This is a genomic window from Streptomyces sp. NPDC025651 (genome assembly GCF_055558735.1).
In genome coordinates this window covers 1,541,339-1,560,852 of the sequence record NZ_JBVHLZ010000001.1, presented here as the reverse complement: position 1 = coordinate 1,560,852, position 19,514 = coordinate 1,541,339, and the positions used below count along the sequence as shown (strand labels likewise).

19 protein-coding genes are annotated in these 19,514 nt (G+C 70.2%); 10 read left to right on the top strand and 9 right to left on the bottom strand.

All coding sequences use genetic code 11. The annotated features are described in order from the left end of the window. Positions 1-54 precede the first annotated feature (54 nt). Positions 55-1,476 carry a Fe-S cluster assembly protein SufB gene (gene sufB / locus ACZ4D5_RS07240; protein WP_365145085.1) on the bottom strand — a complete coding sequence of 474 codons (1,422 nt, stop codon included), beginning with the start codon at positions 1,474-1,476 and terminating at the stop codon, positions 55-57. Next, positions 1,473-2,234 carry a helix-turn-helix transcriptional regulator gene (locus ACZ4D5_RS07235; RefSeq protein WP_467771317.1) on the bottom strand — a complete coding sequence of 254 codons (762 nt, stop codon included), beginning with the start codon at positions 2,232-2,234 and terminating at the stop codon, positions 1,473-1,475. The genes sufB and ACZ4D5_RS07235 overlap by 4 nt, the downstream gene beginning before the upstream one ends. Before the next feature lie 161 nt (positions 2,235-2,395). Here ACZ4D5_RS07235 and ACZ4D5_RS07230 point away from each other — a divergent pair, with 161 nt between their 5' ends. Continuing rightward, positions 2,396-3,187 (top strand): AAC(3) family N-acetyltransferase, encoded by a 792-nt coding sequence (locus ACZ4D5_RS07230; RefSeq protein ID WP_467771316.1) that lies wholly within the window; start codon positions 2,396-2,398, stop codon positions 3,185-3,187. Further along, a complete protein-coding gene (locus ACZ4D5_RS07225) occupies positions 3,166-3,288 on the top strand; it encodes a hypothetical protein (protein WP_467771315.1) in 123 nt (40 codons plus the stop codon). Before ACZ4D5_RS07230 ends, ACZ4D5_RS07225 begins: the two co-directional genes overlap by 22 nt. On the opposite strand, the gene ACZ4D5_RS07220 is transcribed toward ACZ4D5_RS07225, so the two are convergent. Continuing rightward, positions 3,285-4,064 carry a formate/nitrite transporter family protein gene (locus ACZ4D5_RS07220; protein ID WP_467771314.1) on the bottom strand — a complete coding sequence of 260 codons (780 nt, stop codon included), beginning with the start codon at positions 4,062-4,064 and terminating at the stop codon, positions 3,285-3,287. The genes ACZ4D5_RS07225 and ACZ4D5_RS07220 overlap by 4 nt on opposite strands. A 111-nt stretch (positions 4,065-4,175) precedes the next feature. On the opposite strand from ACZ4D5_RS07220, the gene ACZ4D5_RS07215 reads away from it, so the two are divergent. The 3 genes from ACZ4D5_RS07215 (at position 4,176) to ACZ4D5_RS07205 (ending at position 6,971) form a co-directional block, all read left to right on the top strand. Continuing rightward, complete coding sequence (locus ACZ4D5_RS07215) at positions 4,176-5,099, top strand: ABC transporter ATP-binding protein (protein WP_467771313.1); 924 nt, start codon at positions 4,176-4,178, stop codon at positions 5,097-5,099. Next, positions 5,096-5,866 carry an ABC transporter permease gene (locus ACZ4D5_RS07210; RefSeq protein WP_467771312.1) on the top strand — a complete coding sequence of 257 codons (771 nt, stop codon included), beginning with the start codon at positions 5,096-5,098 and terminating at the stop codon, positions 5,864-5,866. Before ACZ4D5_RS07215 ends, ACZ4D5_RS07210 begins: the two co-directional genes overlap by 4 nt. 97 nt (positions 5,867-5,963) lie before the next feature. Continuing rightward, complete coding sequence (locus ACZ4D5_RS07205; protein WP_467771311.1) at positions 5,964-6,971, top strand: COX15/CtaA family protein; 1,008 nt, start codon at positions 5,964-5,966, stop codon at positions 6,969-6,971. On the opposite strand, the gene ACZ4D5_RS07200 is transcribed toward ACZ4D5_RS07205, so the two are convergent. The 3 genes from ACZ4D5_RS07200 to ACZ4D5_RS07190 all read right to left on the bottom strand — a co-directional run bounded on the left by ACZ4D5_RS07200 (position 6,951) and on the right by ACZ4D5_RS07190 (position 9,604). Next, on the bottom strand, positions 6,951-8,048 hold the full coding sequence (locus tag ACZ4D5_RS07200; RefSeq protein WP_467771310.1) for an amidohydrolase family protein: 1,098 nt from the start codon (positions 8,046-8,048) through the stop codon (positions 6,951-6,953). The two genes, ACZ4D5_RS07205 and ACZ4D5_RS07200, sit on opposite strands and share 21 nt — an antisense overlap. A gap of 101 nt (positions 8,049-8,149) precedes the next feature. Next, complete coding sequence (locus ACZ4D5_RS07195) at positions 8,150-8,497, bottom strand: hypothetical protein (protein WP_467771309.1); 348 nt, start codon at positions 8,495-8,497, stop codon at positions 8,150-8,152. Positions 8,498-8,650: 153 nt separating this feature from the next. Further along, positions 8,651-9,604, bottom strand: a complete 954-nt coding sequence (locus ACZ4D5_RS07190) for a heme o synthase (protein WP_467771505.1) — start codon at positions 9,602-9,604, stop codon at positions 8,651-8,653. A gap of 420 nt (positions 9,605-10,024) precedes the next feature. Between ACZ4D5_RS07190 and tkt the strand changes: the two genes are divergently transcribed. Genes tkt through pgl form a run of 5 tightly spaced genes read left to right on the top strand, consistent with a single transcriptional unit; the run spans position 10,025 to position 16,609 of the window. Further along, complete coding sequence (gene tkt / locus ACZ4D5_RS07185) at positions 10,025-12,112, top strand: transketolase (protein WP_467771308.1); 2,088 nt, start codon at positions 10,025-10,027, stop codon at positions 12,110-12,112. Positions 12,113-12,145: 33 nt separating this feature from the next. After that, complete coding sequence (gene tal / locus ACZ4D5_RS07180; RefSeq protein ID WP_467771307.1) at positions 12,146-13,264, top strand: transaldolase; 1,119 nt, start codon at positions 12,146-12,148, stop codon at positions 13,262-13,264. Positions 13,265-13,269: 5 nt separating this feature from the next. Next, positions 13,270-14,793 carry a glucose-6-phosphate dehydrogenase gene (gene zwf / locus ACZ4D5_RS07175; protein ID WP_467771306.1) on the top strand — a complete coding sequence of 508 codons (1,524 nt, stop codon included), beginning with the start codon at positions 13,270-13,272 and terminating at the stop codon, positions 14,791-14,793. Next, the gene (gene opcA / locus ACZ4D5_RS07170; protein WP_467771305.1) at positions 14,790-15,833 is read left to right on the top strand and encodes a glucose-6-phosphate dehydrogenase assembly protein OpcA; all 1,044 of its coding nucleotides are present in this window, start codon (positions 14,790-14,792) and stop codon (positions 15,831-15,833) included. The genes zwf and opcA overlap by 4 nt, the downstream gene beginning before the upstream one ends. Further along, positions 15,830-16,609 (top strand): 6-phosphogluconolactonase, encoded by a 780-nt coding sequence (gene pgl, locus ACZ4D5_RS07165; protein WP_467771304.1) that lies wholly within the window; start codon positions 15,830-15,832, stop codon positions 16,607-16,609. The genes opcA and pgl overlap by 4 nt, the downstream gene beginning before the upstream one ends. A gap of 66 nt (positions 16,610-16,675) precedes the next feature. Here the strand turns inward: pgl and ACZ4D5_RS07160 are convergent, their stop codons facing one another. The 3 genes from ACZ4D5_RS07160 to pgi all read right to left on the bottom strand — a co-directional run bounded on the left by ACZ4D5_RS07160 (position 16,676) and on the right by pgi (position 19,470). After that, the gene (locus tag ACZ4D5_RS07160; protein ID WP_467771303.1) at positions 16,676-17,143 is read right to left on the bottom strand and encodes a hypothetical protein; all 468 of its coding nucleotides are present in this window, start codon (positions 17,141-17,143) and stop codon (positions 16,676-16,678) included. A gap of 114 nt (positions 17,144-17,257) precedes the next feature. Then, positions 17,258-17,746, bottom strand: coding sequence for a DUF2087 domain-containing protein (locus ACZ4D5_RS07155; RefSeq protein WP_467771302.1), 489 nt, complete (start codon positions 17,744-17,746; stop codon positions 17,258-17,260). A 71-nt stretch (positions 17,747-17,817) separates the two neighbouring features. Then, positions 17,818-19,470: a glucose-6-phosphate isomerase gene (gene pgi, locus ACZ4D5_RS07150; RefSeq protein WP_467771301.1), complete on the bottom strand. Its 1,653-nt coding sequence runs from the start codon at positions 19,468-19,470 to the stop codon at positions 17,818-17,820. Between the last annotated feature and the right edge of the window lie 44 nt (positions 19,471-19,514).

The following is a 19,514-nucleotide window of genomic DNA, read 5'->3' as shown; positions in this document are numbered from 1 at the left end:
AGTCAGTAGCTGCGGGGGCCCGGCCGGTCTCGCACCGGCCGGGACCGGCCGGTGTTAACCGACCGCGCCCTCCATCTGCAGCTCGATCAGCCGGTTCAGCTCCAGGGCGTACTCCATGGGCAGCTCCTTGGCGATCGGCTCGACGAAGCCGCGCACGATCATCGCCATGGCCTCGAACTCGGTCAGACCGCGGCTCATCAGGTAGAAGAGCTGGTCGTCGGAGACCTTGGAGACGGTCGCCTCGTGGCCCATGGAGACGTCGTCCTCGCGGACGTCGACGTAGGGGTAGGTGTCCGAGCGCGAGATCGTGTCGACGAGCAGCGCGTCGCACAGCACGTTCGACTTCGAACCGGCGGCGCCCTCACCGATCTCGACGAGGCCGCGGTACGACGTACGACCGCCGGCGCGCGCCACCGACTTGGAGACGATGTTGGAGGACGTGTTCGGCGCCATGTGGACCATCTTGGAGCCGGCGTCCTGGTGCTGGCCCTCGCCCGCGAAGGCGATGGACAGCGTCTCGCCCTTGGCGTGCTCGCCCATGAGGTAGACGGCGGGGTACTTCATCGTCACCTTGGAGCCGATGTTGCCGTCGATCCACTCCATGGTCGCGCCCTCGTACGCCACGGCGCGCTTGGTGACCAGGTTGTAGACGTTGTTCGACCAGTTCTGGATCGTCGTGTAGCGGCAGCGGCCGCCCTTCTTGACGATGATCTCGACGACCGCGGAGTGCAGCGAGTCCGACTTGTAGATCGGGGCGGTGCAGCCCTCGACGTAGTGGACGTAGGCGTCCTCGTCGACGATGATCAGCGTCCGCTCGAACTGGCCCATGTTCTCCGTGTTGATGCGGAAGTAGGCCTGGAGCGGGATCTCGACGTGCACGCCCTTGGGGACGTAGATGAACGAGCCGCCCGACCACACGGCGGAGTTCAGCGAGGCGAACTTGTTGTCGCCGACGGGGATGACGGTCCCGAAGTACTCCTTGAAGAGCTCCGGGTGCTCCTTCAGCGCCGTGTCGGTGTCCAGGAAGATGACGCCCTGCTCCTCCAGGTCCTCACGGATCTGGTGGTAGACGACCTCGGACTCGTACTGGGCCGCGACACCGGCGACGAGGCGCTGCTTCTCCGCCTCGGGGATGCCGAGCTTGTCGTACGTGTTCTTGATGTCCTCGGGCAGGTCCTCCCAGGACTCCGCCTGCTTCTCCGTGGAGCGCACGAAGTACTTGATGTTGTCGAAGTCGATGCCGGAGAGGTCCGAGCCCCAGTTCGGCATGGGCTTCTTGTCGAAGAGGCGCAGGCCCTTGAGGCGGAGCTTGGTCATCCACTCCGGCTCGTTCTTCTTCGCGGAGATGTCGCGGACGACGTCCTCGCTCAGACCGCGCTTGGCAGCGGCACCGGCCGCGTCGGAGTCGGCCCAGCCGTATTCGTAGTTGCCCAGGCCCTCGAGCTCAGGGTGGGCAGTCTCCGTGGGGAGAGTCATGCGGGGTTCCTCCCGGCCGTGCTTGCTGATGCTGATGTGGTGGTCCGTGTGGTGGTGCTGCTGTCGCCGCTGCCGCTACTGCCGCTGCGCGGGATGAACGTCGTGCAGACGCCGTCTCCGTGGGCGATGGTGGCGAGGCGCTGCACATGCGTGCCGAGAAGCGTGGAGAAGATTTCCGTCTCCGCCTCGCACAGCTGCGGGAACTGCTCGGCGACATGGGCGACCGGGCAGTGGTGCTGGCAGAGCTGTTCGCCGACCGGTGCGCTGCGCGCCGTAGCAGCGTACCCGTCGGCGGTCAACGCCTTCGCCAGAGCCTCGGTGCGCTGCTCGGGGGGCGCGGCGTCCATCGCCTTCTTGTACGTCTCGGCCTGGGCGGTGATCCTCGCCCTGGCGAACTCGACGACCGCCTCCTCGCCATGGTGCTCGGTGATCCACCGGAGCGCGTCGGCGGCCAGCTTGTCGTAGGACTGGTCGAAGGCGTCGCGGCCGCAGTCGGTCAGGGCGAAGACCTTGGCGGGGCGGCCTCGGGTCCGCGCGCCGTAGACCCGCTGCTCGCGGGGCTCGACGACGTTCTCGTGGACGAGGGCGTCGAGGTGCCTGCGGACGGCGGCCTGGGTGAGGCCGAGGCGCTTCGCGAGGTCGGCGACGGTGGACGGGCCGTGGTCCAGGATGGACCGCGCGACCCGGTTGCGCGTGGAACGGTCCGAGCGCGACCCTGCCGCGAGTTCCTCCTGCGGAGCCTCGCCAACGTTTTTCACAACGCCATTGTTGCGTAATTCCTCAGAGCCTGACAACCCGCGTCCGGACCGCCGACTGGTGCGCTGCATCACTTAGGCATACCTAAGCTGACCTGCGGAAACGATCACTGATCGATCAAATCGGTGGCGCGGGTGGAGCCGGTCCGGGAGACTCCTGAACCATGCCGACACCCCCTCCGACCGGCCCTTTGTGCACCCGCGCGTCGCTCGCGGACGAGCTCTCGAAGCTCGGTGTGCGCCCCGGTGAGACGCTCCTCGCGCACACCTCGCTCAGCTCGCTCGGCTGGGTCAGCGGCGGCGTGGTCGCACTCGTCCAGGCGCTCCTGGACGCGCTCGGCCCCGACGGCACCCTGGTGGTCCCCACCCACACCGGGGACAACTCCGAACCCTCGGAGTGGCGGAACCCGCCCGCGCCCGAGGAATGGTGGCCCGTGCTGCGCGCCTCGATGCCCGCGTACGACCCGCTGACCTCGCCCTCCTTCGGCGTCGGCATCGTCCCTGAAGCCGTACGCACCTGGCCGGGCGCCCTGCGCAGCGCGCACCCGCAGGCCTCGTTCGCCGCGCTCGGCCCCGCCGCCGCCACGATCACCGCCGGGCACGCCCGCGCCTGCAGCTTCGGCGAGCGCAGCCCGCTGGCGCACCTGGAGAAGGCGGGCGCCCGCGTGCTGCTGCTCGGCGCGGGCTACGACTCCTGCACCGCCTTCCACCTGGCCCAGTACCGGATCCCTGGCCCCGAGACCGAGAGCTCCTTCGCGGTCATGACGTCCCAGGGGCGCCAGTGGACGACCGTGCGGGAACCGGAGATCCCCAGCGACCGCTTCGAGGAGCTCGGCGCGGCCTTCGAGCGGGACACGGAGGTCGTACGAGGGTTCGTCGGCGCCGCGGAGTCGCGGCTCTTCCCCGTGGCGGACGCCGTCGCGTACGCGGAGCAGTGGCTGTCGTCCCCCGCCTAGAGGCCCTCTCCCTGGAGGCCCTCTCCCTGGAGGGCCTCTCCCCGGAGGGCCTCTCCCCGGAGGGCCTCTCCCCGGAGGGCCTCTCCCCGGAGGGCCTCTAGAGGTCCTCCTCCCGCTCCGGCCGCCCCATGAACCAGTACGACCCGGCCACCAGCAGCCCGCCCCCGACCACATTCCCCGGCACCGTGAACAGCAGGTTCCGCCCCAGGTCGGAGACGCCCGCACCCCCGTCCAGGATCGCCAGGGCGAACAGCGCCATGTTCGCCACGCAGTGCTCGAAGCCGACCGCGACGAACACCAGGACCGGGATCCACAGCACGAAGATCTTCGCGCCGTCCCCCTTGGCCCGGTAGAACATCCAGATCGCCAGGCAGACGAGGAAGTTGCAGAGCACGGCCCGCCAGAAGAGCTGGCCGCCGGCGAGCGCCTCCTTGCCGTGCACCATCTGCGCGAGCATGGCCCGCGCCGCGTCCGTCGCCGTCACCCCGGACGCGTGCACCATCGCGCCGAAGAGGAACGCCCCGACGAAGTTCCCGGTCAGCGAGAGCACCCAGCTGCCGACCAGGTCCCGCGCGCCGGTCCGCCCCGTCAACGCCCCGATCAGCATCACCATCACATTGCTGGTGAACAGCTGCGCCCCCGCGAACATCACGATCGTCAGGGCGATCGGGAAGACCAGGCCCTCCAGGAGCTTCACCGCCGACGAGCCCGCCGCGACGAACGGCGACACCGCGACCAGCAGCAGCACCTCGCCGATCCCGATGTACGCGCCCGCGAGGACCGCCGAGACGAAGTAGCGCGGGGTGCGTCTGAGGTCGTGCGCCTTGTGGGCCGCCTGCTCCGATGTCTCCTCGACGTTCTCCGCGATGCTGGTCACGCCTCGACGCTAGGCCCGGCCTCGTCCCCGTATGACCGGAAAAGGTCACCAGGAAGAGGACCGCGGCCCCGCCCGCCCGGGACCTCGGACCCGTCCCTAGACTGGCTCACCATGCGAAACGAGCCCGTCGTCCAGATCGAGAATCTGGTCAAGCGGTACGGAACCAAGACCGCGGTCGACGGTCTCGACCTGAGCGCCGAAGCCGGCATCACCGCCGTCCTCGGGCCCAACGGCGCGGGCAAGACCACCACGATCGAGATCTGCGAGGGCTACCGGAAGCCGGACTCCGGCACCGTCCGCGTCCTCGGCCTCGACCCGGTCCGCCAGGCCGACGCGCTGCGGCCCCGCATCGGCGTGATGCTCCAGTCCGGCGGCGTGTACTCCGGCGCCCGCGCCGACGAGATGCTGCGCCACGTCGCCAAGCTCCATGCCGAACCACTCGATGTCACCGACCTCATCGAGCGGCTCGGCCTCGGCAGCTGCGGGCGCACCACCTACCGGCGCCTGTCCGGCGGCCAGCAGCAGCGCCTCGCGCTCGCGATGGCGGTGGTCGGCAGGCCCGAGCTCGTCTTCCTCGACGAGCCGACCGCGGGCCTCGATCCGCAGGCCCGCCGGGCGACCTGGGACCTCGTACGCGATCTGCGGCGCGACGGCGTCCGCGTCATCCTCACCACGCACCACATGGACGAGGCCGAGGAGCTCTCCGACGACGTCGCGATCGTCGACGCGGGCAAGGTCATCGCCCAGGGCACCCCCGACGAGCTGTGCCGCGGCGGCGCCGAGAACACCCTGCGCTTCACCGGCCGCCCCGGCCTCGACGTCGGCTCGCTCCTGAAGGCGCTGCCGCCGGACTCGGCCGCGGCCGAACTGACCCCCGGCGCCTACCGCGTCAGCGGCACCGTCGACCCGCAGCTGCTCGCCACCGTCACCTCCTGGTGCGCCCAGCACGGAGTGATGCCGGACAGGATCTCGGTCGAACGCCACACTCTGGAAGACGTCTTCCTGGAGCTCACGGGTAAGGAGCTGCGCGGATGAGCGCCGCCGGTACGTACACGCCGAAGCCGGGCGCCGCCCCGCTCCCCCGCATGATCGCGGCGCAGGCGGCCCTGGAGACGAAGATGCTGCTGCGCAACGGCGAGCAGCTGCTCCTCACGGTGGTCATCCCGACCCTGCTGCTGGTGCTGTTCAGCTCCGTCGACATCGTCGACACGGGTGACGGCAAGGCCGTGGACTTCCTCGCGCCCGGCGTCCTCGCCCTCGCGGTGATGTCGACGGCCTTCACCGGGCAGGCCATCGCGACGGGCTTCGAGCGCCGCTACGGCGTGCTCAAGCGGCTCGGCGCCTCGCCGCTCCCCCGCTGGGGCCTGATGACCGCGAAGACCCTCTCGGTCCTCGTCACCGAGGTCCTGCAGATCGTGCTCCTGACGGTCATCGCCTTCGCGCTCGGCTGGTCGCCGCACGGCAACCCCTTCGCCGTCCTGCTGCTCCTGGTGCTCGGCACGGCCGCCTTCTCCGGGCTCGGCCTGCTGATGGCGGGCACGCTCAAGGCGGAGGCGACGCTGGCCGCGGCGAACCTCGTCTTCCTGCTGCTCCTCATGGGCGGCGGCGTGATCGTCCCGCTCGACAAGTTCCCGGACGCCGCGCAGTCCGTGCTCGGCCTGCTGCCCATCTCGGCCCTCTCGGACGGCCTGCGTGACGTCCTGCAGCACGGCGCGGGCATGCCGTGGGGCGACCTCGGGATCCTCGCGGTGTGGGCGGTGCTCGGGCTCGGCGCGGCGGCGAAGTTCTTCCGCTGGGAGTAACCGAGGGGTGGGAGCAACCGCCGTCCGGGAGTAACCGGCGTCACAGATTCCCCGGATACGTCCCCCTCGTGAAGGCGTGCACAAGCGGCCCCCTACGATGGGGCGCGTGCCAAACGTGACCCGAGCCGACGTCGCTCAAGCCGTGCGGAACCCGCTCGCCTACATCGCCGAGCGCTGGACCCCCACCCAGCGGACCGTCCAGCGGGCGGCCCTCCTCTCCCTCGTCATGACGGTGGTCATCGTGGTGACGGGCGGCGCCGTCCGGCTGACCGGCTCGGGCCTCGGCTGCCCGACCTGGCCCAAGTGCACGGAGGAGTCCCTGACCGCGACCAGCGAGATGGGCTTCCACGGCGCGATCGAGTTCGGCAACCGCATGCTGACGTACGTGCTGTGCGCGGTCGTCGGCTGGGCCATCATCACGGCCCGCTCGCAGAAGCCGATGCGGCGCAGCGTCACCCTGCTCGGCTGGACCCAGTTCTGGCTCGTCATGGGCAACGCCGTGCTCGGCGGCATCGTGGTCCTCGTCGGCCTGAACCCGTGGACCGTCGCGGCGCACTTCCTGCTCTCCTCCGCCCTGATCGCGGTCGCCGTCACCATGTGGCAGCGCACCCGCGAGGGCGACGCGCGGCCGCGCCCGCTGGTCGGCAAGGCCGTGGTGCAGCTCGTGTGGTTCCTGGTCGCGGCGTCCGTGCTGCTGATCGCGGTCGGCACGATCGTGACGGGCTCGGGACCGCACGCGGGCGACTCCAGCGACGTGCCGCGCATGGGCTTCGACTGGGAGATGGTCAGCAAGCTGCACGCGATCCTCGCCTGGATCGTGGTGACGCTGACGTTCGCCCTGTGGTTCGTCCTCAAGGCGGTCGACGCGCCGCGCGGCCCGCTCTCCCGCACCCGCGACCTGTTCCTGATCCTCCTCGCGCAGGGCGCCATCGGCTACGTCCAGTACTTCACGGACCTGCCGGAGGTCCTGGTCGGCCTGCACATGTTCGGCTCGTGCCTGGTGTGGATCGCCGTGATGCGCGTGCTGCTCTCGCTGCGGGAGCGCCCGCTCGCCACGGCCGACCTGCCCGCCCAGGCGGACGACTCACGCCTCTCCGCCGTCTGAGAGCCCGTACACCCTGCGGGCGTTGCCCGCGGCGATGAGCCCGGCCACGCGCTGCGCGTCGGTGAGGGACCAGGCGCCCTCCGCCACCCAGGTGCCGAGCACACGTCCGAGCGCCTCGCGGAACAAGTGCGCCCCGACGACGTGCAGTTCGGGCAGGCCGTGGGCGCCGCTGGAGAACAGCAGCTTGCCGAAGGGCGCGAGTTCGAGGATCTCCGCGAGCACGGCGGCCGCCCTCGCTCCGGTGCGTACGAGCGCGGGGCCGAGGTCGGCGTACACATGCGGGAAGACGGCCGCGAGGTGCGCTGCGCTGCGGTGGTACGGATAGCCGTGCAGCAGCACCAGATCGGTGCCGAGCCCCGCGGTGGCCCGCGCGAAGTCCCCGAAGTACGTCTGCGGGTCCCCGGCCCCGGCATGCAGTTGCAGCGGCCTGCCCGAGGCCACCGCGATCCACAGCAGATGCCGCAGCAGCACGGGATCGGTGAGCACCCCGCCCACCTGCCGCCCCGCGAGCCACCGCTCCACCGCGCCCCGCACCTCGCCGGGCCCCGGCGCCTGGGCCGCGAGGGCGAGCGGATGCCGCACCCCCGCGACCGAGGTGAAGGCGACGGCGTCGGCGGCCGCGGCGTGCACGGACTCGGCGAGGTTGGCGAGGAAGGAGTCGGCGGTGCCCGAGGTGTCCGCGACCTGCTCGGCCAGTAACTCCAGGCGGACGATCTCGCGGGCGTCGGCGTCGCCGGTGGTGGCCATCTCGGCGGGGCCCGTCAGATCGCCCGGCAGGCCCGTGTCGACGAGGTACGTGGTGATGCCGCTGCCCCGCAGCAGGCGGCGCCCCGACTCCAGGACACCCAGTTCGCGGCGGCGCGCGAGATAGCGGGCCGGCGGGCAGTGCGGCTCAAGGCCGAGCAGCGGCGGGCACCAGCGGCGCACCGCGAAGCCGGTCTGCGTGTCGAAGAAGGTGGTGCCGGGCGCGGGCGGTCCCTCGCCGCGGCCGAGGTGGGCCTCGAAGGTGCCGAGACCCAGCTCGGTGCGGAGGACGCCATGGCAGTACTGGTCCACCAGGGACGGCGTTTCGATCATCCGGACTCCCGACGAGTGGACCTTGCTCCTACGGTCCTAACGGGTGACCCGGGCGTCAGGTGTTGCTTTCGGCCGTTGTCGGCAGAACGTTCGGCGGGGCGTCAGCCGTTGTTCGGGCCGCCGATCTGGATGCCCGCCATGCGGCTCCACTCGTAGGGGCCGGTCTTCACCTTCGCGGCGAACTCGCCGTCGAAGTCCTCGTGGACGGTGATGCCGGCCTTCTCCACGGCGCTCTGCGCGATGGCGTAGGTGGGCGCCACCAGGTCGCCCCAGCCGCCGTCCTCGCCGACGAGGACGATGCGGGTGCCCTCGTGCCCGATGTACGCGACCTGGCCCTCGGCGCCGCCGTGCGCCTGGGCGAAGGCACCGATCTCCTTGGCGAGCCGGTTCGCCCGGCGCTCGGCCTTGGCGGCTTGCTTGCTGTCGTCCACCTGCTGCGTGTCTGCCATGGGCAGGATGCTACCGACGGGTAGCCCGTCTGGCGACGGCCGGACGGCGTGGCATGGGCCACGCCGCGGACCGCGCCCCTTCAGGGGCGCGGGGAACTGCGCGACCAGCCACGTCCGGCCCGCAGACGCACGACGGCCATCACAGCGGAGCGTCTAGCGCAGGAAGGGGTCCACCGCGACCGCCACGAAGAGCAGCGAGACGTAGGTGATGGACCAGTGGAAGAGCCGCATCTCCTTGAGCTTGCCGCCCGTGACCTCGGCCTTGGCGCGGTTCTGCAGGCCGTGCGCCTCCCACAGCCACCAGCCGCCGGTGACCAGCGCCACGGCCGTGTAGAACCAGCCGGTGTAGCCGAGCGGCTGCAGGAGCAGGGAGACGGCGACCATCACCCAGCTGTAGATGACGATCTGGCGGGCGACCACCTTGTTGGAGGCGATGACCGGCAGCATCGGCACGCCCACGCGCGCGTAGTCGTCCTTGACCTTCATGGACAGCGGCCAGTAGTGCGGCGGTGTCCAGAAGAACATGACCATGAAGAGGATGATCGGCGCCCACGACATGGAGTTGGTGACCGAGGACCAGCCGATGAGGACCGGCAGACAGCCCGCGATGCCGCCCCAGACGATGTTCTGCGAGGTGCGGCGCTTCAGGATCATCGTGTAGACGACCACGTAGAAGAGCAGGGCACCGAGCGAGAGCCAGGCGGAGAGCCAGTTGACCGCGAAGCCGAACAGCAGCGTGGAGACGACGCCGAGCGTGATGCCGAACACGAGGCACTCGCGCGGGCTCACCATGCCGGTGACCAGCGGCCGCTGCGACGTGCGGTCCATCAGGGCGTCGATGTCCCGGTCGATGTACATGTTGAGCGCGTTGGCACCCCCCGCGGAGAGGTAGCCGCCCAGGCAGGTCACGAAGACCAGCCACAGGTCGGGCACACCCTGCTCGGCGAGGAACATCACCGGAACGGTGGTGATGAGCAGCAGCTCGATGATCCGCGGCTTGGTCAGCGCCACGAACGCCTTGACGCGGGCCCCGAACGGCCGATGGCTCGGGCTCAGGTCCGTCCCGGAAACCCCCGCTGGACGGGATTCAACGGCCGTCACGCACACCCCTGACAGAGACATCCCAGCGAGCCGACCAGCGCCTTCAGACATGAAGATCGGGTAAAGGCTCGCGCGTACCACGCCACTGTAGACGTTGCCCATACCTCGCCCTTCGCGGGGGTGGGGTCGTGTTGGGCGACCGCTCAAGCGGCGTCGGCGACGAGTTGGACCGTCACATGAGCGGACCCGGGGGTCCATTGAGCGGACACATGAGCGAACTCGGCGGCCTTTTGAGCGGACACATGAGCGCCTCCTTATTCACTTGGCCAATCCCCGCGCTTTCCTTTCAGGAGGCGGATCCCGGCATGTCCCGGCAGTCTGGAATGACTCGAAAAAATGCACGTTCTAGCAGCGGTAGGCTCGACATCGGCCGGCTGGGATCTCCATCGCCGGCATTCGACATGTGGAGAGGAGCCCTGACTCAGGGTGAGCACCAAGCCGACCACCACAGACCTCGAGTGGACCGAACTGGACCAGCGGGCCGTTGACACCGCTCGCGTCCTGGCCATGGACTCCGTACAGAAGGTCGGCAACGGCCATCCCGGTACGGCCATGAGCCTCGCGCCCGCCGCGTACACGCTCTTCCAGAAGGTGATGCGTCACGACCCGGCGGACGCCGAGTGGACCGGCCGCGACCGGTTCGTCCTCTCCGCGGGCCACTCGTCCCTGACCCTCTACATCCAGCTCTACCTGGCCGGCTTCGGCCTGGAGCTGGACGACCTGAAGGCCTTCCGCACCTGGGGCTCCAAGACCCCGGGCCACCCGGAGTACGGCCACACGGTCGGCGTGGAGACGACCACGGGGCCGCTGGGCCAGGGTGTCGCCAACGCCGTGGGCATGGCGATGGCCGCCCGCTACGAGCGCGGTCTCTTCGACCCGGAGGCGGCCGAGGGCTCCTCCCCGTTCGACCACTTCATCTACGCCATCGCCGGCGACGGCTGCCTCCAGGAGGGCATCTCCGGCGAGGCCTCCTCGCTGGCCGGGCACCAGAAGCTCGGCAACCTGATCCTGCTGTGGGACGACAACCACATCTCGATCGAGGGCGACACGGAGACCGCGGTCTCCGAGGACACCATGAAGCGGTACGAGGCCTACGGCTGGCACGTACAGCGCGTGGAGCCGAAGGAGAACGGCGACCTCGACCCGCAGGCGCTGTTCGCCGCGATCCAGGCCGCCAAGGCCGTGACGGACAAGCCGTCGTTCATCGCGATGCGCTCGATCATCGCCTGGCCGGCCCCCAACGCGCAGAACACCGAGGCCGCGCACGGCTCGGCGCTCGGCGACGAGGAAGTGGCCGCCACCAAGCGCGTCCTCGGCTTCGACACCGAGCAGACCTTCGAGGTCTCCGACGAGGTCATCGCGCACACCCGCAAGGCCCTCGACCGCGGCCGCGAGGCCAAGGCCGAGTGGGAGAAGGGCTTCGCCGCCTGGCGCACCGCGAACGACGAGCGCGCCGCCGACTTCGACCGCATCGCCGCGGGCGAGCTGCCCGAGGGCTGGGAGGAGAAGCTCCCGGAGTTCGAGACCGGCAAGGGCGTCGCCACGCGCGCCGCCTCCGGCAAGATCCTGCAGGCCCTCGGCGCCGTGATCCCCGAGCTGTGGGGCGGCTCCGCCGACCTCGCGGGCTCGAACAACACGACGATCGACAAGACGAGCTCCTTCCTGCCCGCGGACAACCCGCTGCCGGAGGCGGACCCGTACGGCCGCACGATCCACTACGGCATCCGCGAGCACTCCATGGCCGCGGAGATGAACGGCATCGCGCTGCACGGCAACACCCGCATCTACGGCGGCACCTTCCTGGTGTTCTCCGACTACATGCGCAACGCCGTCCGCCTCTCCGCGCTGATGCACCTCCCGGTGACGTACGTGTGGACGCACGACTCCATCGGTCTCGGCGAGGACGGCCCGACGCACCAGCCGGTCGAGCACCTGGCCTCGCTGCGCGCCATCCCGGGCCTGAACGTGGTCCGCCCGGCCGACGCGAACGAGACGGCCATCGCCTGGCGCGAGATCCTCAGGCGCGGCAAGAAGGCGTACGGCAAGAGCGCCCCGCACGGCCTCGCGCTGACCCGCCAGGGCGTGCCGACGTACGAGCGCAACGAGGACGCCGCCAAGGGTGGTTACGTCCTGTTCGAGGCCGAGGGCGGCGAGCCGCAGGTCGTGCTCATCGGCACCGGTTCCGAGGTGCAGCTCGCCGTCGAGGCGCGCGAGCAGCTGCAGGCCGCGGGCGTCCCGACGCGAGTCGTCTCGATGCCGTCGGTCGAGTGGTTCGAAGAGCAGGAGCAGGGGTACCGCGACAGCGTGCTGCCGCCGTCCGTCAAGGCGCGTGTGGCGGTCGAGGCGGGCATCGGCCTGACGTGGCACAAGTACGTGGGCGACGCCGGCCGCATCGTTTCGCTGGAGCACTTCGGCGCTTCCGCGGACGGCAAGGTGCTCTTCCGCGAGTTCGGTTTCACCGCCGACGCGGTGGCCGCCGCCGCCCGGGAATCGATCGACGCAGCCCAGCGCTGACGCCCATATACGACCAAGTAGGAGATGTATTCCATGACAGACGCACTCAAGCGCCTCTCCGAAGAGGGCGTCGCGATCTGGCTGGACGACCTGTCGCGCAAGCGGATCACGTCCGGCAACCTCGCCGAGCTGATCGACCAGCAGCACGTCGTGGGCGTCACGACCAACCCGTCGATCTTCCAGAAGGCGATCTCGTCGGGTGACGGCTACGAGCAGCAGCTCGCCGACCTCGCCGCCCGCAAGGTCACCGTCGAAGAGGCCATCCGCATGATCACGACGGCGGACGTCCGCGACGCCGCCGACATCCTGCGCCCGGTCTTCGACGCGACGGGCGGCCAGGACGGCCGCGTGTCCATCGAGGTCGACCCGCGCCTGGCCCACAACACGGAGGCCACGGTCGCCGAGGCCAAGCAGCTCGCCTGGCTGGTGGACCGCCCCAACACGCTCATCAAGATCCCGGCGACGAAGGCGGGCCTGCCCGCGATCACCGAGGTCATCGGCAAGGGCATCAGCGTCAACGTCACGCTGATCTTCTCGCTGGAGCGCTACCGCGAGGTCATGGCGGCGTACCTGGCCGGCCTGGAGAAGGCCAAGGAGCGCGGCCTGGACCTCTCCAAGATCCACTCCGTGGCGTCCTTCTTCGTGTCCCGCGTGGACACCGAGATCGACAAGCGCATCGACGCCCTGGGCACCGACGAGGCCAAGGCCGCGCGCGGCAAGGCCGGTCTGGCCAACGCCCGCCTGGCGTACGAGGCGTACGAAGAGGTCTTCGCGTCCGACCGCTGGGCCGCCCTCGACAAGGCGCAGGCCAACAAGCAGCGTCCGCTGTGGGCCTCGACCGGCGTCAAGGACCCGGCGTACAAGGACACGCTGTACGTCGACGACCTCGTCGCGCCCAACACGGTGAACACCATGCCGGAGGCGACCCTGGAAGCCACCGCCGACCACGGGCAGATCACCGGCAACACCGTCACGGGCACGTACGACGCCTCGCGCGCCGAGATCGCCGCCGTGGAGAAGCTCGGCATCTCGTACGACGACGTCGTGCAGCTCCTGGAGGACGAGGGCGTCGAGAAGTTCGAGGCCGCCTGGAACGACCTGCTCAAGTCCACCGAGGCCGAGCTCCAGCGCCTCGCCCCTTCGAAGGGCTGACCACCTTGTCAAGCAGCAATCCGCTGCGTGACGCCGCAGACCGACGGCTCCCGCGTATCGCGGGGCCGTCGGGCCTGGTCATTTTCGGCGTCACGGGCGATTTGTCCCGTAAAAAGTTGATGCCGGCCGTCTACGACCTCGCCAACCGAGGCCTGTTGCCGCCGGGCTTCTCCCTCATCGGTTTCGCCCGCCGCGAGTGGCAGGACGAGGACTTCGCGCAGGAGGTGCACGACGCCGTCAAGCAGCACGCGCGCACGCCCTTCCGCGAGGAGGTCTGGCAGCAGCTCATCCAGGGCATGCGCTTCGTCCAGGGCAACTTCGACGACGACGACGCCTTCGAGCAGCTCAAGGCGACCATCCAGGACCTCGACAAGGCGCAGGGCACGGGCGGCAACTTCGCCTTCTACCTCTCGGTGCCCCCGAAGTTCTTCCCGCAGGTCGTCCAGCAGCTCAAGAAGCACGGCCTCGCCGACGCCCCCGAGGGCTCCTGGCGCCGCGCGGTCATCGAGAAGCCGTTCGGCCACGACCTGGCGTCCGCCCAGGACCTGAACGCGATCGTGCACGAGGTCTTCGCCCCGGACCAGGTGTTCCGGATCGACCACTACCTCGGCAAGGAGACCGTCCAGAACATCCTGGCGCTCCGCTTCGCCAACCAGATGTTCGAGCCGATCTGGAACCGGTCGTACGTCGACCACGTGCAGATCACTATGGCCGAGGACATCGGCATCGGCGGCCGCGCCGGTTACTACGACGGCATCGGCGCCGCCCGCGACGTCATCCAGAACCACCTGCTCCAGCTGATGGCGCTGACCGCGATGGAGGAGCCCGCCTCCTTCGACGCGGACGCCCTCGTCGCCGAGAAGGCGAAGGTGCTGGGCGCGGTGAAGCTGCCGAAGGACCTCGGCAAGGACACCGTGCGCGGTCAGTACTCCGCGGGCTGGCAGGGCGGCGAGAAGGCCGTCGGCTACCTGCAGGAAGACGGCATCGACCCCAAGTCGAAGACCGACACCTACGCGGCCATCAAGTTGCAGGTGGACAACCGCCGTTGGGCGGGCGTGCCGTTCTACCTGCGCACCGGCAAGCGGCTCGGCCGACGGGTGACGGAGATCGCGGTGGTCTTCCAGCGCGCGCCCCACTCCCCCTTCGACCACACGGCCACCGAGGAGCTCGGGCAGAACGCGATCGTCATCCGCGTCCAGCCCGACGAGGGCATCACGGTCCGCTTCGGATCCAAGGTGCCGGGCACGTCGATGGAGATCCGGGACGTCTCGATGGACTTCGCGTACGGCGAGTCCTTCACCGAGTCGAGCCCGGAGGCGTACGAGCGCCTGATCCTGGACGTCCTGCTCGGCGACGCCAACCTCTTCCCGCGCACGGAGGAGGTCGAGCTGTCCTGGAACATCCTCGACCCGATCGAGGAGTACTGGGACAAGCACGGCAAGCCCGCGCAGTACCCGGCGGGCACCTGGGGCCCCACCGAGGCGGACGAGATGCTCGCACGAGACGGACGGAGCTGGCGTCGGCCATGAAGATCGACCTTACGGACACCACGTCCAGCAAGATCAACAAGGCGCTCGTGCAGGGGCGCAGGGCGATCGGCACCCCGGCCGTCGGCATGGTGCTGACCCTCGTCATCGTCACCGACGAGGAGAACGCCTACGACTCCCTGAAGGCCGCGAACGACGCGTCGCGCGAGCACCCCTCGCGCACCCTCGTGGTCATCAAGCGCGCCGCGCGCTCGCCGCGTGACCGCACCACCTCGCGCCTGGACGCCGAGGTGCGGGTCGGCGCGGACGCGGGCACCGGCGAGACGGTGATCCTGCGGCTGTACGGCGAGGTCCTCAACCACGCCCAGTCGGTCGTCCTGCCGCTGCTGCTGCCCGATGCCCCCGTGGTCGTCTGGTGGCCGGTGAACGCCCCGCTGGACCCCGCCAAGGACCCGCTCGGCTCCCTGGCCCAGCGCCGCGTCACGGACACGTACGCGGCCGAGCAGCCGATCCACGAGCTGACCGCGCGCGCCGACGCCTACCACCCGGGCGACACGGACCTGTCCTGGACGCGCATCACCCCGTGGCGCTCGATGCTCGCCGCCGCCCTGGACCAGGTCACCTGCAAGGTCACCTCGGTACAGGTCGAGGGCGAGGAGTTCAACCCGAGCTGCGAGCTGCTCGCCATGTGGCTGGCGGACCGCCTCGACGTGCCCGTGAAGCGCTCGCTGTCGGCGGGCCCCGGCCTGACCGGCGTCCGCATGGACACCGACTGCGGTCCCATCGTGCTCGACCGCGCCGACGGCTCGCTCGCGACGCTCTCCATCCAGGGGCAGCCGGACCGCGCGGTGGCGCTCAAGCGCCGCGAGACGGCCGAGCTGATCGCCGAGGAGCTGCGGCGCCTGGACCCGGACGACACCTACGCGTCCTCGCTGAAGTTCGGCGTGGAGCGCCTGGGCGAGCCGGCGGAGCAGAAGACGGTGCCCGCCGAGGCGAAGGCGACCGAGGCCCCGAAGAAGCCGGCCCCCGCCAAGGCCGCCTCCGCGAAGAAGGCGGCGGCGAAGAAGGCGGCGGCCAAGTGAGCACCTCACCGCAGCTGGTCGTCCACCGCGACAAGGAGCTGATGGCGCAGGCCGCCGCGGCCCGCCTCATCACGAAGATCGTCGACGCGCAGGCCGCGAAGGGCTTCGCGTCGGTGGTCCTCACCGGCGGCCGCAACGGCAACGGCCTGCTCGCGGCGCTGAGTTCGTCCCCGGCCAGGGACGCGGTCGACTGGTCGCGCCTTGACCTGTGGTGGGGCGACGAGCGCTTCCTGCCGGACGGCGACCCCGAGCGCAACTACACCCAGGCTCGCGAGGCGCTGCTCGACTCGGTGCCGCTGAACCCGGCCCGGGTGCACCCGATGCCCGCGTCGGACGGCCCCTTCGAGGTGGAGGCGGCGGCCGAGGCCTACGCCGCCGAGCTCTCCGCGGCCGCGGGGCCCGAGGACCACGGCCCGGTGCCGACCTTCGACGTCCTGATGCTCGGCGTCGGCCCGGACACGCACGTGGCCTCGCTCTTCCCCGAACTGCCCGCGGTGCGCGAGACGGAGCGGTCGGTGGTCGGCGTGCACGGCGCGCCGAAGCCTCCGCCCACCCGCGTCTCCCTCACGCTCCCGGCGATCCGCGCGGCGCGCGAGGTCTGGCTGCTCGCGGCGGGCGAGGACAAGGCGAAGGCCGCGGCCATCGCCCTCTCGGGCGCGGGCGAGGTCCAGGCCCCGGCGGCGGGCGCCTACGGCCGCAGCCGCACCCTGTGGCTCATGGACACGGCGGCGGCCTCCCAGCTCCCGCCCGAGCTGTATCCGCCGGCGGTGGCGTAACGGTTTTCCGCCGTACGCGACCGGGGCCCCGCACCGTTTCGGTGCGGGGCCCCGGTGTGTCAGCCCTCAGAACCCGTTACAGGTGGCGGTGGCGAAGGTGCCGCTGGCGGTGGCGGTACGCGTCGTCCCATCGGCGGTGACCTTGCACCGCACGGACCCGCCGGAGGCCCCCGTGGTCACGGTCAGCGTCCCGCCCTTGACGAACCCCTTGGTCTTCTCCTTCTTGGACCACGGCGGGTCCACGTCACTCAGCTGGTTCTGCGACAGGTCGCCGTCGCTGTACGTGGAGTAGGTGATCGTGACGCCCTTCGCGTCACCGGTGACCTCGTACTCCACGGTGATCTCGCGCTTCGACTCCTTGTCCACCTCGTTGCCGACCCCCACGACGAGCGCGGCACAGCCGCCGACCAGCAGGATCAGCACGACCAGCAGAATCCACGGCCACTTCCTGCGCTTCGGTCGCTGCGGCGGGACAGGCGGCGCGGCCCACCCCTGGGGGCCGCCCTGCGGCGGGTACGCGGGAGGTTCGGACATCGCGGGCTCTTTTCGGCGGGGCAGAAATGACTCCTGCCCCCAGAATTCCCGCCCCCCACCCCGCTCACCAGCGGAAACACCCGCGCATGGGCCCATTCGGGCGAGGCCGAACCCTCAGACCTCCACGAGGCAGCGGCGATAGCTGCTGCCGTCCTGCTCCCGCACCAGGAGCCCGTCCGTGACGCAGTAGCGGCGCAGGGCGGCCGTGTCGTCGTGGACCGTGCGGAAGGCGTCGTTGACCTCGGACTCGCTGTAGGTGCGGTCGGCGTCGAAGAGGGTGTCCGTGAGGTGGACGAGGAGCTCGTGGCGTACGACGGGGCGTACGGGAATGGCCGTGAGGCGGCCGTGGGAGAAGAAGCCGGTGAGGCGGCGCGGCACGGTGGGGTGGGCGTCCACCGGGGCGGGCGCCCGCCGGAAGACGGCCGGGTCGGCCCGCAGCGAACCGTCGGGCAGCCGCTCCACGACCCCGGCGGCCAGAAGGCGCCCCAGATGCTTGCGGGCGACGGGAGAGTCCGCCTCGCGGGGCGGCAGGTCGTCGAGGACTATGCGCGCGAACAGCCGCAGCCTCTCGGGGTCGGCGAGCGCGGCGAGCAGCTGGTCCATGACGGGTTTCCCTCCCGGCGGGTGACAGAGCCGAAGCAGTGTCACCCGCCGGGCGGGACCCCCGCATCCGATTAACGCCCGCGCAGGGTGCGGTACTTGGCGACCAGAGCCTTCGTCGACTCGTCGAGCCCGGGGACGTCGGCGCCCTCCGTGAGCGCGGGTTCGACGCGCTTGGCGAGGACCTTGCCGAGCTCGACGCCCCACTGGTCGAAGGAGTCGATGTTCCACACGGCGCCCTGCACGAACACCTTGTGCTCGTACAGCGCGATCAGCTGGCCGAGGACCGAGGGGGTCAGGGACGTCGCCAGGATCGTCGTCGTCGGGTGGTTGCCCTTGAACGTCTTGTGCGGGACGAGCTCCTCGGCCACCCCCTCGGCGCGCACCTCGTCGGGCGTCTTGCCGAACGCCAACGCCTGTGTCTGCGCGAAGAAGTTGGCCATCAGCAGGTCGTGCTGGGCGACGAGCCCCGGCAGCAGATCCGCCACGGGCTCGGCGAATCCGATGAAGTCCGCCGGGATCAACTTCGTGCCCTGGTGGATGAGTTGGTAGTACGCGTGCTGCCCGTTGGTGCCGGGCGTACCCCAGACGACCGGGCCCGTCTGCCAGTCGACCTGCTCGCCGTCACGGCCGACGTACTTGCCGTTGGACTCCATGTCCAGCTGCTGCAGATACGCGGTGAACTTGGAGAGGTAGTGCGAGTACGGCAGCACGGCGTGCGACTGCGCGTCGTGGAAGTTGCCGTACCAGATTCCCAACAGGCCCATCAGCAAAGGCACGTTGGACTCGGCGGGCGCCGTGCGGAAGTGCTCGTCGACGAGGTGGAAGCCGTCGAGCATCTCGCGGAAGCGGTCGGGCCCGATGGCGATCATCAGGGAGAGACCGATCGCGGAGTCGTAGGAGTAGCGGCCGCCGACCCAGTCCCAGAACTCGAACATGTTGGCCGTGTCGATGCCGAAGTCGGAGACCTTCTCGGCGTTCGTCGACAGCGCCACGAAGTGCTTGGCGACGGCTTCCTGACCGGCCTTCAGCTCGGTGAGCAGCCACTCGCGCGCGGACGTCGCGTTCGTGATCGTCTCGATGGTGGTGAAGGTCTTCGAGGCGATGACGAACAGCGTCTCGGCGGCGTCCAGGTCCCGTACGGCCTCGTGCAGGTCCGCACCGTCCACGTTCGACACGAAGCGGACGGTGAGGTCGCGGTCGGTGAAGGAGCGAAGCACCTCGTAGGCCATCGCGGGGCCGAGGTCGGAGCCGCCGATGCCGATGTTGACGACGTTCTTGATGCGCTTGCCGGTGTGCCCGGTCCACTCGCCCGAGCGGACCTTCTCCGAGAAGGCGCTCATCTTGTCGAGCACGGCGTGCACCGCCGGCACCACGTTCTCGCCGTCGACCTCGATCACGGCACCGCGCGGGGCGCGCAGCGCGGTGTGCAGGACGGCGCGGTCCTCCGTGGTGTTGATCTTCTCGCCGCGGAACATGGCGTCCCGCAGCCCGAAGACGTCGGTCGCGGCGGCGAGCCCGCGAAGCAGCGTCAGCGTCTCGTCGGTGACGAGGTGCTTGGAGTAGTCGATGTGCAGGTCGCCGACCTGGAGGGTGTACGCCGTGCCGCGCGCCGGATCCGCGGCGAACAGCTCGCGCAGCTGCACCTCCCCGAGCTGCTCGCGGTGCTTGGCGAGCGCCGTCCACTCGGGCGTCTGGTTGAGCCTCGCACGGCTTTCTGCGTTCATCTCGGACTTCAGCCTTCTCTCGACCTCTGTACATACCTTGGCCC

What these genes read in the sequence shown, in the direction of transcription:
- ACZ4D5_RS07200 (WP_467771310.1), bottom strand. Translation starts at nt 8,048, where the DNA reads ATGATCGAAACGCCGTCCCTGGTGGACCAGTACTGCCATGGCGTCCTC.
- ACZ4D5_RS07160 (WP_467771303.1), bottom strand. Translation starts at nt 17,143, where the DNA reads ATGTCCGAACCTCCCGCGTACCCGCCGCAGGGCGGCCCCCAGGGGTGG.
- ACZ4D5_RS07155 (WP_467771302.1), bottom strand. Translation starts at nt 17,746, where the DNA reads ATGGACCAGCTGCTCGCCGCGCTCGCCGACCCCGAGAGGCTGCGGCTG.
- ACZ4D5_RS07210 (WP_467771312.1), top strand. Translation starts at nt 5,096, where the DNA reads ATGAGCGCCGCCGGTACGTACACGCCGAAGCCGGGCGCCGCCCCGCTC.
- ACZ4D5_RS07215 (WP_467771313.1), top strand. Translation starts at nt 4,176, where the DNA reads ATGCGAAACGAGCCCGTCGTCCAGATCGAGAATCTGGTCAAGCGGTAC.
- ACZ4D5_RS07230 (WP_467771316.1), top strand. Translation starts at nt 2,396, where the DNA reads ATGCCGACACCCCCTCCGACCGGCCCTTTGTGCACCCGCGCGTCGCTC.
- opcA (WP_467771305.1), top strand. Translation starts at nt 14,790, where the DNA reads ATGAAGATCGACCTTACGGACACCACGTCCAGCAAGATCAACAAGGCG.
- pgi (WP_467771301.1), bottom strand. Translation starts at nt 19,470, where the DNA reads ATGAACGCAGAAAGCCGTGCGAGGCTCAACCAGACGCCCGAGTGGACG.
- ACZ4D5_RS07205 (WP_467771311.1), top strand. Translation starts at nt 5,964, where the DNA reads ATGGGGCGCGTGCCAAACGTGACCCGAGCCGACGTCGCTCAAGCCGTG.
- tal (WP_467771307.1), top strand. Translation starts at nt 12,146, where the DNA reads ATGACAGACGCACTCAAGCGCCTCTCCGAAGAGGGCGTCGCGATCTGG.
- ACZ4D5_RS07195 (WP_467771309.1), bottom strand. Translation starts at nt 8,497, where the DNA reads ATGGCAGACACGCAGCAGGTGGACGACAGCAAGCAAGCCGCCAAGGCC.
- sufB (WP_365145085.1), bottom strand. Translation starts at nt 1,476, where the DNA reads ATGACTCTCCCCACGGAGACTGCCCACCCTGAGCTCGAGGGCCTGGGC.